This is a genomic window from Rhodoferax aquaticus, assembly GCF_006974105.1.
Classification (GTDB): Bacteria; Pseudomonadota; Gammaproteobacteria; order Burkholderiales; family Burkholderiaceae_C; genus Allorhodoferax; species Allorhodoferax aquaticus_A.
This window is the reverse complement of record NZ_CP036282.1, coordinates 1,896,108-1,908,314: the sequence shown is the minus strand read 5'-3', so window position 1 is coordinate 1,908,314 and position 12,207 is coordinate 1,896,108. Positions and strand designations below refer to the sequence as shown.

At 58.5% G+C, this 12,207-nt stretch carries 13 protein-coding genes; 6 read left to right on the top strand and 7 right to left on the bottom strand.

Translation table 11 applies throughout. The features are described 5' to 3' along the window. Complete coding sequence (locus tag EXZ61_RS08910; RefSeq protein ID WP_142811041.1) at window positions 1-777, bottom strand: hybrid sensor histidine kinase/response regulator; 777 nt, start codon at window positions 775-777, stop codon at window positions 1-3. Between the two features lie 235 nt (window positions 778-1,012). Here EXZ61_RS08910 and EXZ61_RS08905 point away from each other — a divergent pair, with 235 nt between their 5' ends. The 4 genes from EXZ61_RS08905 (at window position 1,013) to EXZ61_RS08890 (ending at window position 4,112) form a co-directional block, all read left to right on the top strand. After that, window positions 1,013-1,594 carry an NADPH-dependent FMN reductase gene (locus EXZ61_RS08905; RefSeq protein ID WP_142811039.1) on the top strand — a complete coding sequence of 194 codons (582 nt, stop codon included), beginning with the start codon at window positions 1,013-1,015 and terminating at the stop codon, window positions 1,592-1,594. Between the two features lie 104 nt (window positions 1,595-1,698). Then, window positions 1,699-2,088 carry a hypothetical protein gene (locus tag EXZ61_RS08900; protein ID WP_142811037.1) on the top strand — a complete coding sequence of 130 codons (390 nt, stop codon included), beginning with the start codon at window positions 1,699-1,701 and terminating at the stop codon, window positions 2,086-2,088. Between the two features lie 5 nt (window positions 2,089-2,093). Further along, window positions 2,094-2,750 (top strand): exopolysaccharide biosynthesis protein, encoded by a 657-nt coding sequence (locus EXZ61_RS08895; protein WP_168224728.1) that lies wholly within the window; start codon window positions 2,094-2,096, stop codon window positions 2,748-2,750. Window positions 2,751-2,885: 135 nt separating this feature from the next. After that, the gene (locus tag EXZ61_RS08890; protein WP_237219131.1) at window positions 2,886-4,112 is read left to right on the top strand and encodes a lactonase family protein; all 1,227 of its coding nucleotides are present in this window, start codon (window positions 2,886-2,888) and stop codon (window positions 4,110-4,112) included. A 22-nt stretch (window positions 4,113-4,134) separates the two neighbouring features. On the opposite strand, the gene EXZ61_RS08885 is transcribed toward EXZ61_RS08890, so the two are convergent. Continuing rightward, window positions 4,135-4,572 (bottom strand): response regulator, encoded by a 438-nt coding sequence (locus tag EXZ61_RS08885; RefSeq protein ID WP_142811031.1) that lies wholly within the window; start codon window positions 4,570-4,572, stop codon window positions 4,135-4,137. A 159-nt stretch (window positions 4,573-4,731) separates the two neighbouring features. On the opposite strand from EXZ61_RS08885, the gene EXZ61_RS08880 reads away from it, so the two are divergent. Beyond that, window positions 4,732-5,532, top strand: coding sequence for a carbon-nitrogen hydrolase family protein (locus EXZ61_RS08880; RefSeq protein WP_142811030.1), 801 nt, complete (start codon window positions 4,732-4,734; stop codon window positions 5,530-5,532). Window positions 5,533-5,538: 6 nt separating this feature from the next. Here the strand turns inward: EXZ61_RS08880 and EXZ61_RS08875 are convergent, their stop codons facing one another. Further along, entirely contained in the window at window positions 5,539-7,761 is a 2,223-nt protein-coding gene (locus EXZ61_RS08875; protein ID WP_142811028.1) for a RelA/SpoT family protein, read from the bottom strand. A 40-nt stretch (window positions 7,762-7,801) separates the two neighbouring features. Next, window positions 7,802-8,719, bottom strand: a complete 918-nt coding sequence (locus tag EXZ61_RS08870; RefSeq protein WP_142811026.1) for an alpha/beta fold hydrolase — start codon at window positions 8,717-8,719, stop codon at window positions 7,802-7,804. A 68-nt stretch (window positions 8,720-8,787) separates the two neighbouring features. Between EXZ61_RS08870 and EXZ61_RS08865 the strand changes: the two genes are divergently transcribed. After that, window positions 8,788-9,558, top strand: a complete 771-nt coding sequence (locus EXZ61_RS08865; RefSeq protein ID WP_142811024.1) for a 3-hydroxybutyrate dehydrogenase — start codon at window positions 8,788-8,790, stop codon at window positions 9,556-9,558. A gap of 72 nt (window positions 9,559-9,630) precedes the next feature. On the opposite strand, the gene EXZ61_RS08860 is transcribed toward EXZ61_RS08865, so the two are convergent. The 3 genes from EXZ61_RS08860 to EXZ61_RS08850 all read right to left on the bottom strand — a co-directional run bounded on the left by EXZ61_RS08860 (window position 9,631) and on the right by EXZ61_RS08850 (window position 12,098). After that, window positions 9,631-10,977: a putative bifunctional diguanylate cyclase/phosphodiesterase gene (locus tag EXZ61_RS08860; protein ID WP_142811021.1), complete on the bottom strand. Its 1,347-nt coding sequence runs from the start codon at window positions 10,975-10,977 to the stop codon at window positions 9,631-9,633. 81 nt (window positions 10,978-11,058) lie between these two features. Further along, entirely contained in the window at window positions 11,059-11,769 is a 711-nt protein-coding gene (locus tag EXZ61_RS08855; RefSeq protein WP_142811019.1) for an SIMPL domain-containing protein, read from the bottom strand. 59 nt (window positions 11,770-11,828) lie between these two features. Next, window positions 11,829-12,098 (bottom strand): hypothetical protein, encoded by a 270-nt coding sequence (locus EXZ61_RS08850; protein WP_142811017.1) that lies wholly within the window; start codon window positions 12,096-12,098, stop codon window positions 11,829-11,831. Window positions 12,099-12,207: the final 109 nt, after the last annotated feature.

The window sequence follows — 12,207 nt, the reverse complement described above, 5'->3', positions numbered from 1 at the left end:
CTAATGACTCCCGCGCTTGTGGGTCTTGGCGGCAGGTTTGGGCTCCAAACTGGCAATGTGCCGATTCAACTCTGGGATCAGATTTACATTGCGCCCCAACGTCGCCCTAAATCCGAAACTGGCCGCGACCGGCGCGGCGTTGCTGCTGACCAGAACCACCGGAATTTCACTGTTGCGGCAGCGGGCCTCCCGCAAGGCAGCCACGACCGCTAAGGCGTTGAGATCTGGCAGCTCCCGCGAGATGACCAACAAGTCAAAGGGTTCCTGAAGCAAGCGTTGCAGCGCATCCAAGCCACCCTTCAAGACTTTGACTTGGGTTGCAGCGCTTGCCAACTCTTTTTCGTACAAATTGCGCAGCGTCTGAGAGGGCTCCACCAGCAGCACACTGGTGCGCCCCCGCAGACTTTTGACGCGCAGTTGGTCCAAGGCTTGCTCAATCTCAGCCACGGCAGTGGGCTCGCGCCCCTCAGGCGCATGGGTTTTGCGCAAAAGGTCCACGAAAGCCAACGCAGTGCTGGCCGCCGCGTGGTCAAAGTGCTGCTTGCATTCAGCAATAAAGCTCTCTAACTGGTGGCAAACCGTCGTGATGATGGGGATGCCCACACCGCCCCCCGTACCTTTCAAGCTGTGCACTTGCCGAAACAACTCGTCAAATGCTCCCGCTTGCTGCGTTTCCAGAGCAAACACTGCTTGCTCAAGGTCATTGCATCGGCTGGGAAGCTCGTCCAAAAACTCGGCCATTAACTCGGCCAAAAGCAATTCAAAATCAGAATTCATGGAGGTGTTGGGTCTGGTTAGAGCACGCACGCGTACACACAATCACATTTCAGTATCGCATGTTGGCGTCTTTGTGAAAAGCCAAAACAGCGTGAAAAGCGGTGTTCAGGAGTGGGGCTACGCATGCGTTTGAAAAAGCCCAACAAAGCTATGATTCGCCCCCTGTTCGACAGGGCACTCCCATTTATCAACCCGTCACTACTGGCCTCCCCACGGGCGCAGCACCAACAACACCATGACCAAATTACTCGTTTTTGCAGGCAGCACACGCCAACATTCCTTGAACCGCCGCTTGGCCCATGCCAGCGCCGCGATAGCGCAGACCTTGGGTGCAGAGGTCACCGAATTGGAGCTGTCGTCGCTGGACATCCCACTCTACAACGCAGACCTAGAAGCCAGCGGGACACCTGCTGATGTAATTCGCCTCAAGGAAATCATGCACGCGCACCCCGCTTGGATTGTGTGCTCCCCCGAGTACAACGGCAGCTACACCGGCCTCATGAAAAACACATTGGACTGGGCGTCCAGCCCCGTCAAAGGCCACCCCGTCTGGGGCAACAGCCAACTGCCGTTTGCGGGCAAAGTGCTGGGGCTGCTGAGCGCATCACCCGGCGCCTTGGGTGGACTGCGTTCACTCAGCCATTTGAATCCATTGCTTCAAGGCTTGGAATGCTGGGTCTGCCCCAAACAGTATGCGCTGGGTCGGGCTGGCGAGGCTTTCGACGCCAGTGGCAACTTGCAAGTAGAAGCTCAACGCAAGGGTGTGCAAGCCGTGGTGGAACAAGTGCTGTGGGCCTCGCAAAGACTCAGCGCCTAAGGCGCATGCGCCAGCTGGCTATCCACACAACATGGCCTCATGCAAGGTGAGCCCTTTGGCGCCTTAAAAAACACCCCGCAGTGGGCCACACAGATAATCGGCCCATGAAAATCGTAATTCTCATCGGTACGGGTTTGTTAGCGCTTGTGTGGACGGCATTCATCGCACTGTCAGCCGCAGTCGCCGATTGGTTGGCCAGCCAAGGCGGGCAATTGCCAGGTGGGCTATACGCTTTGGGCCAGTGGCCTATGCCACCGTGGGTGGCCTTGTGGATAGACCCGGCCTTGGCAGAAACCTTGCGCGCAAGCGTGGTCTGGGCCCTGGACCTAGCGGCCGCACTGATGCCCTGGATTTTGCCGCTGCTCGCGTGGGTAGCACCTGTGCTGTGGGTCATTTGGGGCTTGGGCCTGGTGGCACTGCTGGTGCTGGCTGGCCTTGGTGTTTTCCTTCTGGGAAGACTGCGCCGACGCTCCCCCAGACCACGCTACGGTTGATGCCCATGTCAAGCACCCAATCCACGTTGAGTGTGTCGTTCCTGCGCGCGTTGGCACGTCGCCGCCGCGCGCGGCTGCAGGGCTACACCCCGGACCCGGTGACCCTCCAGGCGCTTTTGCGTTTGCACGGCGACGCTTCTTTGGTCGTGGTGCTTCTGGTGCTATCGGTGCTCACCGTGGTCCCCGTGGCTGGGGTAGGCACTATCTTGAGCTTTGCCATCTTTGCCATTGCATGGCGCTGGGCCATCGGTGGCCTGCACCGTCCCGGCCTGCCCTTCGAAAAATCACTCAACCATATTGCGCTGAGCCCCCAGTGGAGCGAACGTGTCTTGCGGTTTATGGCTACCCTGTATACGCGGGCGGACCGCTGGCTGCACCCACGCTGGCCTAGCGTGTTTCATTCTCGGTGGGCCATGGGGTGGGCCTTCTGGATAGCCGCCATGGCGGCCATTATTTTTCTACCACTGCCCTTGGGCAATGTTCTACCGAGTCTGAGCTTGGTGTTTCTTTGCTTGGCTTGGATGTTCAAAGACGGTTTGGCATGCTTGGGTTCGCTGATCGTGGGGCTTGCGGCCATCGCCTACACCGCTGCATTTGGCCAACTGGTATGGGCAATGGGCGTGCAAGGCTTCACCTTGGCACGCAGCTGGTTAGGGCTCTAGGGTAGCGACGGTTTGCTTCTGCTGGCAGGGGCCTAAAATACGGCGAATAGGCCCCTTGCGCTCACCAGCAAAGCGATACCAGCTATGCAATTGGTAGCATTGAAGGGATTTTCTACCTACCCATCTGTGTCTTGCATGCCTAACGCCATCTCTCCGACTCCAACGAGACCCTTGTTTGCCTATGTCGGCACCTACACAGACGGAGGCAAGCCGTGGCGCGGAGGCGTCGGCTCTGGCGTGCACCAATTTGCCGTAGACCCAGACACAGGCGCCCTGCAACGATTGCCCAATGCCCCAGTCGCCGCATTGCATGACAACAGCAATGCGCCTGCCTACGCCGACCGCAACCCAGCCACTCTGGCGCGGCACCCCAATACGGCACTTGCAGTGCTGTATGTGGCCAATGAGTTTGACGGGTTGACGGGGCCCAACACCAGTGGTTCTGTCAGCGCTTATGCCATGGGTCCGAATGGCGCTTTGCAGTTTTTGGCCGAGGTGGATTGCGGTGGCAAGAACCCCGCCTATATCAGCGTGCACCCCGAAGGTCGCTACTTGTTCACCGCCAATTACGTGAGCGGCGATGTCAGTGTGATCGCCCTGCGGGCCGATGGTCACTTTGACAGCCATCGCCCCGCTAGGGTGTACCCCAACGCACTCTGTTGTGGCGCGACTCCCTGCGCGCCCGGCGCCAATGTGGTGCCGCAAGCCGCTTTGGACCATGAGGGCTTTGCATTGAGCGACCATGACGGCCCCCACGCCCATATGGTGCAGGCCGACCCTAGCGGCAACTTTGTACTGGTAACCGACCTGGGCTTAGACCGCGTGATCGCCTACCGCTTTGACCGTGACACAGGGGCTTTAAGTGCCCCCACATCCGCCTGCGTGACGGAGAGTTCAGGTGCGCGGCACTTTATTTTTCACGCGAACGGGCGTTGGCTGTACGTCGTGAACGAGGAAGCGTCCACCGTTGCATTTTTCACTTTTGACCCCGGCACTGGGCAGTTGACTTGGGTCAGCGAAACCAGCACCTTGCCAGCTGGCTTTAAGGGGACTAGCTTTGCGTCTAACATTCAAATGCTGCCGAGTGGTTCGCACTTTGTGGTGTTAAACCGCTTGCATGACTCCATCGCCATCTTTGAGCTGGACGCTTCCACAGGAGCACCCAGCTGCTTGGGCGAGGAATGGACGCGGGGCAGCTTTCCCCGCAGCTGCACGCTAGACCCCAGTGGACGCTATTTATACGTGTGCCACAACAAGCAAGGAGACAACGTGACCGTCTTTGCAGTGGATGGCCACCGCCTTCACTTCACTGGTCAGTACATAGCGGTGGGCAGTGCGTCCATGCTTGTGTTTTCACACTAGCCGAAGCTACGAAAGGCCAGCCCTACCGAGCCGCTTGGGCCTGTGCAATGACGCGTTCCAAGTCTTGCTTGATCAACGGCTTGGACAAAGCGCCTAAAAAATGGAAGCAGCGCCACTGCGCAACCATTGATGCGGCACGCACCACTTCCGCCTTTTGGCCCGACACAATCAGCAGGGCGCCCATGTAGCCCAGCTTAGCAACTGTGTCCATGAACTGAAACCCGTCCATGCCCGGCATACACAGGTCTAACACCAAGAGGTTAAACGGTGGACTAGCCGTATTCAGCAGAGTCACTGCGCTCGCACCACTGGACGCGACGGTGACATCGTCAATCTGCAAGCTATGCAGCACATCAGACACCAGTGCTTGCTGAAAGCCATCGTCATCAACCACCAATGCTTTGATATGCGCCGGCAAGCGCACGGGTTCAAGCATGGGAATCGCGTCGTCTTGGATCATGGGTTCATGCAGTGTGTGGTTAGCCGCCGCAGTAGCCGCACAAGCAGCTATCAATAGCGTAGCATTAGAACACCGCTATGATTTCCTGCAAGTAGGCATTGTCCCTAGCCACCACGCCCCCTGTTGCCCTGCACGCAGAAATGCGTCACCCCCATCCTTATGCCCTCCACCTCAGCTTTTTCTATCACGCTCGCGGCCGCCCAAACTGCGTCTGCTCCTGGTGACATCCTTGCCAACTTGGCGACCCATTTGCGCTTTGTCGATGTGGCCCACTCCGCAGGCGTGCAGGTGCTGCTGTTTCCAGAGCTATCTTTGTCGGGCTATGAACCGACCCATGTGGCCACTTGCACAGTCACACCACAAGATGCCCGCTTAGCGCCCTTGCGTGACAAGGTGCGCGCCACGGGCATGGTAGTCATCGTGGGCGCGCCAGTGCCTAACGACACGTTGAAGCCGGCCATTGGAGCCATTACTTTCTTTCCAGACGGAACCCACAGTGTCTACCGCAAGCAGCATCTGCACCCTGGTGAGGACGCTTTTGCGTCCCCTTGCCCCCACGCGCCTACCATCGCCAAGCCGACGCCCAGCCAAACCTTTGCTTACCTGGGTGAGCGCATTGGCCAAGGCGTGTGTGCCGACATTACCCATGCCCAACACCCTGCGCTGGCCGCACAAGCTGGTGCCACGCTGTATTTAGCGGGTGTACTGGAGTCCACCAATGGCTATGCGGCTAATGCGCCTGCCATGCAAAGCTATGCCATACGCCACCGTATGGGCACCCTTATGGCCAACCACGGAGGCAACTCTGGGGGCTATGTCACGGCGGGGCAAAGCGCCTTTTGGGCTCCCACCGGCGAATGCGTTGCCAAAGCCCCTGGCCCAGGTGCTTACCTAGTGATCGCGCGCAAAGCTGCGCCTACCAATGGAGGAAGTTGGTCGGGAGAGGTGCTTGCGGTCTAAGCCGCATTAGCGCCTGCGAGCGCTGCGCACGCCATGCAGCTCACCCACGATGCTCAGTACCTTGGTCAAGCGCCCAGACTCTGAGACTTCCACCGTGAACGTCATCCACGCCGTGCCTTTGACGGATTGGGTTTGGACACCAATGACGTTCATTTTTTCTTTGGCAAACACTTCAGAAATGTCGCGCAGCAGGCCTTGACGGTCTACGGCCTCGACCGCCACATCCACCGGGTAAACCGCAGTGCTGCGGTTGGGCTCGGTCCCCCAGGCCACGTCAATCACCCTATCCCCACTGCGCGTAACCATATTGCGCAGGTTGGAACAGTCCGCGCGGTGCACACTCACGCCCTTGCCCCGGGTGACAAAGCCGCTGATCAGGTCGGGAGGTGCAGGCTTGCAGCAGTTGGCCAGCTGAGTCATGAGCGAGTCCACCCCCACCACCAGCACACCGCCCTTGCCAGAGTTGTGGCTCGCACGCGGCTTTTTCAGCTGCATGACCTCGTCTTGCGTTTGCACGGGCTCGGGCGGGCGCAACACGATTTCGATGTTGCGCAAAGAGAACTCGTCTTTGCCCACCACTTCAAACAAGTCATCGGCTGAGTTAAAGCCCAGCTGGGAGGCCAAGTCTTCTAACTTGACGGAGGTTTTGCCTTCGCGCTGCAACAGCCGTTCTACCGCCTCGCGCCCTTTGGCCACCGTCTCCCCCATGGCCAAGGCGTTGAACCAGGCGCGCACCTTGGCGCGCGCGCGGTGGCTGGCCAAAAATCCCAGCTCGGGGTTCAGCCAGTCTCGCGAGGGGCCGCCTTCTTTGGCTGCTGTCACCTCAACGGTTTGCCCGTTCTTCAAAGGAGTATTCAGGGGCACCATGGCGCCGTCTACCCGCGCACCACGGCAGCGGTGGCCCAAGTTGGTGTGCACACTGTAGGCAAAGTCTACGGCGGTGGCGCCTTGGGGCAACTCCACCACGGCGGCGTCGGGCGTGAGCACGTAAATGCGGTCATCAAACACACCTGCGCCTTGCTCACCACTGAGGTCGCGCTCCCACGCCAGCAACTGGCGCAGCACTGCAATCTTGGCGTCGTAGGCGCCCGTGGCCGAAACCCCACCGCCATACCCCTTAGCGCCCGCCTCCTTGTAGGCCCAGTGGGCGGCAACACCGTGCTCCGCGTGGTCGTGCATGGCCTGCGTGCGCAGCTGGATCTCAATCGGCTTGCCACTGGTGTCGCGCACCACGGTATGCAAAGACTGGTAGCCATTGGCCTTGGGCCGGGCAATGTAGTCGTCAAACTCGTCGGTGACCGGCACAAACTGGCTGTGTACCCAACTCAGCGCGGCGTAGCAATCTGGCACGCTAGGTACCACCACGCGCAGGGCCCGAATGTCGTACACCTGCTCAAAACCGAGTGACTTGCCCCGCATCTTTTTGACAATGCTGTAGATGTGCTTGGGCCGCCCCTGCACTGTGGCATGGATGCCTTGCTTCGCAAGCTCAGCAGCGACCTGTTGGCGCAGGTTTTCCACCGAGGTTTCACGCTCGGTGCGCTTTTCATCCAAGAGCTTGGCCACTTGCTTGTACGTATCGGGCTCCAGAAAGCGGAAGGACAGGTCTTCCATCTCCCACTTGATTTCCCAGATACCCAGGCGATTGGCCAAGGGGGCGAAGACTTGCAAGGCTTCGCTGGCTACGCCTTGGGGCACAGGCAGCTTGGTGTGCGCGTAGTAGCGCAAGGTTTGCAAGCGCGAGGCCAAACGCAGCATGACCACCCGCAGGTCGCGGGAAAAGGCCAAGAGCATCTTGCGCACGCTCTCGGTTTGCGTGGCGGCGGTTTGCGCCATGGGCACGTTCGTGCGGCTGGCGGAGTTCTGCGCAATGCGCGCCATGCGTTGCACGCGCACCAGCTTGGTGGTCTCCAGCGCCAGGTCTGCAAAATTGGCACCAAAGCCCTTCGATATCACCTCGTGTGGCTTGTTCAGATGGTCACAGGCATAGACCAAGTAGCTGGCCGCTTGCATGGCCTCGGAGCCACCGATGGACTTCAAAATGGTGGCAACTGCATCGGCATGGGCCAAGATGTTTTCACCGGTGTCCAAGGACTCACACGCAAGCAGAGGCTCAGCAAAGGCCCGCGCACGGGCCAGCGCACCCGCCTGCTCAGGCAGACTATCAGCGGTGGCAGCGATCACTGGCGGCGTGGCCTGCACAGACTGATCGGCGTATAAACTTTTCATGCACTTCTCACGGGGTGGCGAATGGGGTGGGCGCAGGCTTCTAGGCAGCGCGCCTAGCCTCCTCACTGTCAAGCAAGAAGCCAGCCACTGCAGCCACTTGGTCTGGGGCTACTAGCGTAGGCGCGTGGCCCACACCAGCAAACTCCACCACCTTTGCCTTGGGGCCACGCTGTGCCATGGCGTGCGCGGTCTCCACACTCAGCAGATCCGAATCCGCACCACGCAACAGCAAGGTGGGCATGGTCAAACTATCGTAGATCTGCCACATCAGCGCCTCACCTTGGGCTGCAGCCTCAGGCGTTACGGCGGCAACCGGGATAGCAATGGCGGGGTCGTAATGCAGTTGCAGCATGCCTGCCTGACCGGCCACGGGCTTCACCATGGCGCGCGACAGTTCCAGCCACTGCTCGGGCGTGTGCGGGCCAAAACTCGCAGAACGCAGCAACAAAGCCTGCGCAGCTTCTTCCAATGAACTGTACTGCGCGCCTTTGCCTAGGTAAGCCGCTATGCGGGTAATCGCCGCCCACTGCACGACCGGCCCCACATCGTTGAGTACCAGCTTGTTCACACGTGCGCCTACCGACGCCGCATGCGCCGCCAGCACCAAGCCAATCAAGCCGCCCATGCTAGTGCCCACCCAATCGACCTGCGTGAGCTTGAGCTCTGCCAACAGGGCCAGCATGTCGCCAACATAGGTAGGGATTTGATAGGCCATGGGGTCAGCCAGCCAGTCGCTTTGGCCGCGCCCCACCACGTCTGGGCAAATTACGCGCAATGGCTCGGTGGCTTGACGCAGCAGGCTTTGGGCCAAAACATCAAAGTCACGCGCTTGGCGCGCAAGCCCATGCACACACACCACTACATGCTGGGCTTGCGGGTCGCCCCAGTCCCAATAGGCCATGCGATGCCCTGCGCTGGCGTCGGCGCATTGCAGGTAGTTCAGCTTGGGGTCAGCCATGGTTTTCAGCGTGGTTTGATAATGCACACATCGTAATTGAAACACCCCACCACTTTGAAAGGCTCAGCATGTTAAAAGGCAAGACAGCGTTGGTCACCGGCTCCACCAGCGGCATTGGTTTAGGCATTGCAAAATCGCTCGCAGCACAAGGCGCCAACATCGTGCTCAATGGCTTTGGAGATGTGGAGGGGCCACTGGCTGAGATCAAGGCTTTGGGCGTGCAAGTGAGCTACCACGGCGCCGACATGAGCAAGCCCACCGAGATTGCCGACATGGTGCAACACGCGCACACCACCTTTGGCAGCCTGGACATCTTGGTGAACAACGCGGGCATTCAGCATGTGGCGCGGATTGAGAATTTCCCAGTAGACCGTTGGGACGCGATTTTGGCGATCAACCTCTCCAGTGCGTTCCATGCCACGCGTGCCGCTTTGCCCACCATGCTGGCCAAGAACTGGGGCCGCATCATCAATGTGGCGTCGGTGCATGGCCTGGTTGCCTCGGCCGAAAAATCAGCCTATGTGGCAGCAAAACATGGTGTGGTTGGTCTCACCAAAGTGACCGCGCTGGAAAATGCCACCACCGGTGTGACCTGCAATGCGATCTGCCCCGGCTGGGTGCTGACACCCTTGGTGCAAAAGCAAGTGGACGCGAAAGCGGCCGCCTTGGGCGTGAGCAACGAGCAAGCTACGAAGCTGCTCCTGGGTGAAAAGGAGCCATCACTCCAATTCACCACGCCTGAGGAGTTGGGCGCCCTCGCCGTGTTTTTGTGTTCATCCGCTGCGAACAACGTGCGTGGTGTGGCGTGGAATATGGACGGTGGCTGGACCGCCCAGTAAGCCAAACTGCCACTAACGCTCGTCCCGCCAACATACTACGCTATACAAAATATAGCGTTTTACGAGTAGGAACTAGGCCACAGTGCGCTCGGCGACATAGGCGTCGAACTGGGTGATTTGCAAGGGCTTGCTAAACAAGTAGCCTTGAAAAATGTGGCAACCGTTTTGCATCAAAAACTCACGTTGCCCTTGCGTCTCAACGCCCTCGGCAATCACGGTAAAGCCCATGCTCTTGCCCAATGAAATCACCATGCGTGCAATCGAGGCATCGCTGGGCACGGTGAGCACATCACGCACAAAAGACTGGTCAATTTTGAGTTGGTCTAGCGGGAGCCGTTTGAGGTAGTTGAGTGAGGAATAGCCAGTGCCAAAGTCGTCCAGGGAAAAACCGATGCCAACAGACTTCAGCGCATCCATCTTGTGCACGATGTCGTCCATGTCCTTGACCAAAGCGCTTTCGGTGAGCTCAAGCTTGAGACGTGACGGGTCCACTCCTGTTTCCGATACCAAAATTTTCGTATCTGTCAAAAAACCGGCCTGACGAAACTGCAATGCACTCACATTGACGGAGAGAGTCAGCTTGGCCGTGTGAGGATTTTGGGCCCAAATGGCCAACTGCTCACACGCACGTTCGAGCACCCACATGCCCAAAGGAACAATGACGCCTGTGCGCTCCGCCAACGGAATGAACTCGCCCGGAGGCACTACCCCCAGCTTAGGGTGCAGCCAACGAATCAGGGCTTCAGCACCTATCACCTGCCCACTGGAGGTAACCTGCGGTTGGTAGACCAAGTAAAAATCGTCACGATCCAAACTCTTGCGCAAGTCCGCTTCAAGCGAGGAGATTTCTTCCACATCAGCCATCATGACGTGGATCAGCGCGTAGACGCCCACAGCTGCGCCGATGTTGTTGAACCAAGTGCCACCGACGCGCACACTATCTGGCAACACATAACTGGGCGCTACACCAAACTGCGTGCTCGCCAACATCACAAAAACAGCGAGACATGCACCCGTGGTTGAGAAGCGCAAAACTGCAGGTTCGTCCCGCAAGACCATCAGTGACGCCACCGCCAACACCAAGAGAAAGTTATGCACCGATCTCGGGGCGTCAGGGCTAGGAACATCAAAGACCAAAGCCAAACCTATCAACAAGACCAGCAAGCTAGCAAACATCAAAAAGAAAGCCGCGCGGGTATGTTTGTAGTGCGTCAGAGCAGCACTAGCTAAACCCAGACCCACCATAAAAATGTCTAGGCCTACGATGATCCAGTCATGCTTGAGCGAAAAGTAGACACCCCAAAGTCCCCCCAAGAGCACCAACAGTGCCGAAGAAATCCACAACATGAGGCGGATACGGCGACCGTGCATTTCGGCCAAGGGGGTCTTGGGTTGCATGTCGGGCGCTGGTGAGGGCATGTCAAGAGTCTCCTTGCATTAGCCCAATGTAGCGCACATTGTGGGCAAGGTCTAACAGAACTTGCCCACACTCAAGACCAGCTACTTAAGTTGTATGGTCCCGGAGACGTTCACGACCACAGCCGACTTGCCAGCCTCCATGGGAACCGGCGCATCAGCCGCCGTGGCTTTGAACTCCATGGCTTGCATGCGAGGTGCGGGGGGGTAGCCTTGGTCATTGGCGTTCACCGCAACTTCGCGCAAGGAATAGGCGGCAAATCCAAAGCGTCGCGCGACCTCCGTCGCCTTGGCCTTAAAGCTATCAATGGCTATGTCTTGCGCTTCAGACTCGGCTTTGGCGCGCGATTCGCGACTCAGGCTAAAGCCCAGGTTGCGCACCGTCATTGTCTGAACCTTGCCTGCTGTGCTTGCAATGCGCCCAAAGTCACGGCCTTCCAAGACCAGTTCGGCACTGCCTTGCCAGCCGTTGATCTTGCCGTCGCGGCCATAGCGCGCTTGTAGCCCAAATGCACCCGTACGCACCTCCATGCCGGTGGGCAGCGCTGCCTTTTTGGCCTCCGCCAGGGCAGCGTCTACCGCCTGGCGCAAACTAGCTTGGACCGCATTGGCGTCCACCCCCTCTTTGGTGCTGGACAAGGTCAAGGTGAGCAAGTCTTGCTGAAGCTCCACCGTGGCCATTGCACTGAGCTGCACCACGTTACGCGGCTCTGGGGTTGTTGAATTTTGCGCAAACACAGCGTTAGCGCTCACCAATGCTGCGCAAGCAGCTACCACTTTAATAGCACTTTTCAAACCCAATCTCCCAATAAAAACAACTCACTATGGAATGCACCAGCCACTACAGCCAGCGATCAGCGCAACTTACTCAGCTGCTCGCGCAGGGCACCCTTGGCATGCGCAGACAAGGCTGGCTTGGAAGCAGTCTCTGCCTGCGGCGTTGCACGCAAAGTGCTTTGCGCGGCTTCGCGAACGTCGGCACGCCGTAGTCGCACTGTTGCGCTTTCAACACTGACGTCCAAGGTGTCGGAGTAGCCCTCGGAGTGAAAAGTTCCATCATGATGGGCATGCGCCAGCCCAACGCCACCGCCCAAAAGGAGAAAAATCAAGTGCTTTTTGAACATGTGAATGCAACGTAATGGAGTGAGACGAAGTGCACACAAACACGCGAATTAGAGGCAATTAAGCCTCAGAAACGTGTAACACTTTGTCAAACTCACCATTTCACACAGC

What these genes read in the sequence shown, in the direction of transcription:
- EXZ61_RS08910 (WP_142811041.1), bottom strand. Translation starts at nt 777, where the DNA reads ATGAATTCTGATTTTGAATTGCTTTTGGCCGAGTTAATGGCCGAGTTT.
- EXZ61_RS08905 (WP_142811039.1), top strand. Translation starts at nt 1,013, where the DNA reads ATGACCAAATTACTCGTTTTTGCAGGCAGCACACGCCAACATTCCTTG.
- EXZ61_RS08900 (WP_142811037.1), top strand. Translation starts at nt 1,699, where the DNA reads ATGAAAATCGTAATTCTCATCGGTACGGGTTTGTTAGCGCTTGTGTGG.
- EXZ61_RS08895 (WP_168224728.1), top strand. Translation starts at nt 2,094, where the DNA reads ATGTCAAGCACCCAATCCACGTTGAGTGTGTCGTTCCTGCGCGCGTTG.
- EXZ61_RS08890 (WP_237219131.1), top strand. Translation starts at nt 2,886, where the DNA reads ATGCCTAACGCCATCTCTCCGACTCCAACGAGACCCTTGTTTGCCTAT.
- EXZ61_RS08885 (WP_142811031.1), bottom strand. Translation starts at nt 4,572, where the DNA reads ATGATCCAAGACGACGCGATTCCCATGCTTGAACCCGTGCGCTTGCCG.
- EXZ61_RS08880 (WP_142811030.1), top strand. Translation starts at nt 4,732, where the DNA reads ATGCCCTCCACCTCAGCTTTTTCTATCACGCTCGCGGCCGCCCAAACT.
- EXZ61_RS08875 (WP_142811028.1), bottom strand. Translation starts at nt 7,761, where the DNA reads ATGAAAAGTTTATACGCCGATCAGTCTGTGCAGGCCACGCCGCCAGTG.
- EXZ61_RS08870 (WP_142811026.1), bottom strand. Translation starts at nt 8,719, where the DNA reads ATGGCTGACCCCAAGCTGAACTACCTGCAATGCGCCGACGCCAGCGCA.
- EXZ61_RS08865 (WP_142811024.1), top strand. Translation starts at nt 8,788, where the DNA reads ATGTTAAAAGGCAAGACAGCGTTGGTCACCGGCTCCACCAGCGGCATT.
- EXZ61_RS08860 (WP_142811021.1), bottom strand. Translation starts at nt 10,977, where the DNA reads ATGCCCTCACCAGCGCCCGACATGCAACCCAAGACCCCCTTGGCCGAA.
- EXZ61_RS08850 (WP_142811017.1), bottom strand. Translation starts at nt 12,098, where the DNA reads ATGTTCAAAAAGCACTTGATTTTTCTCCTTTTGGGCGGTGGCGTTGGG.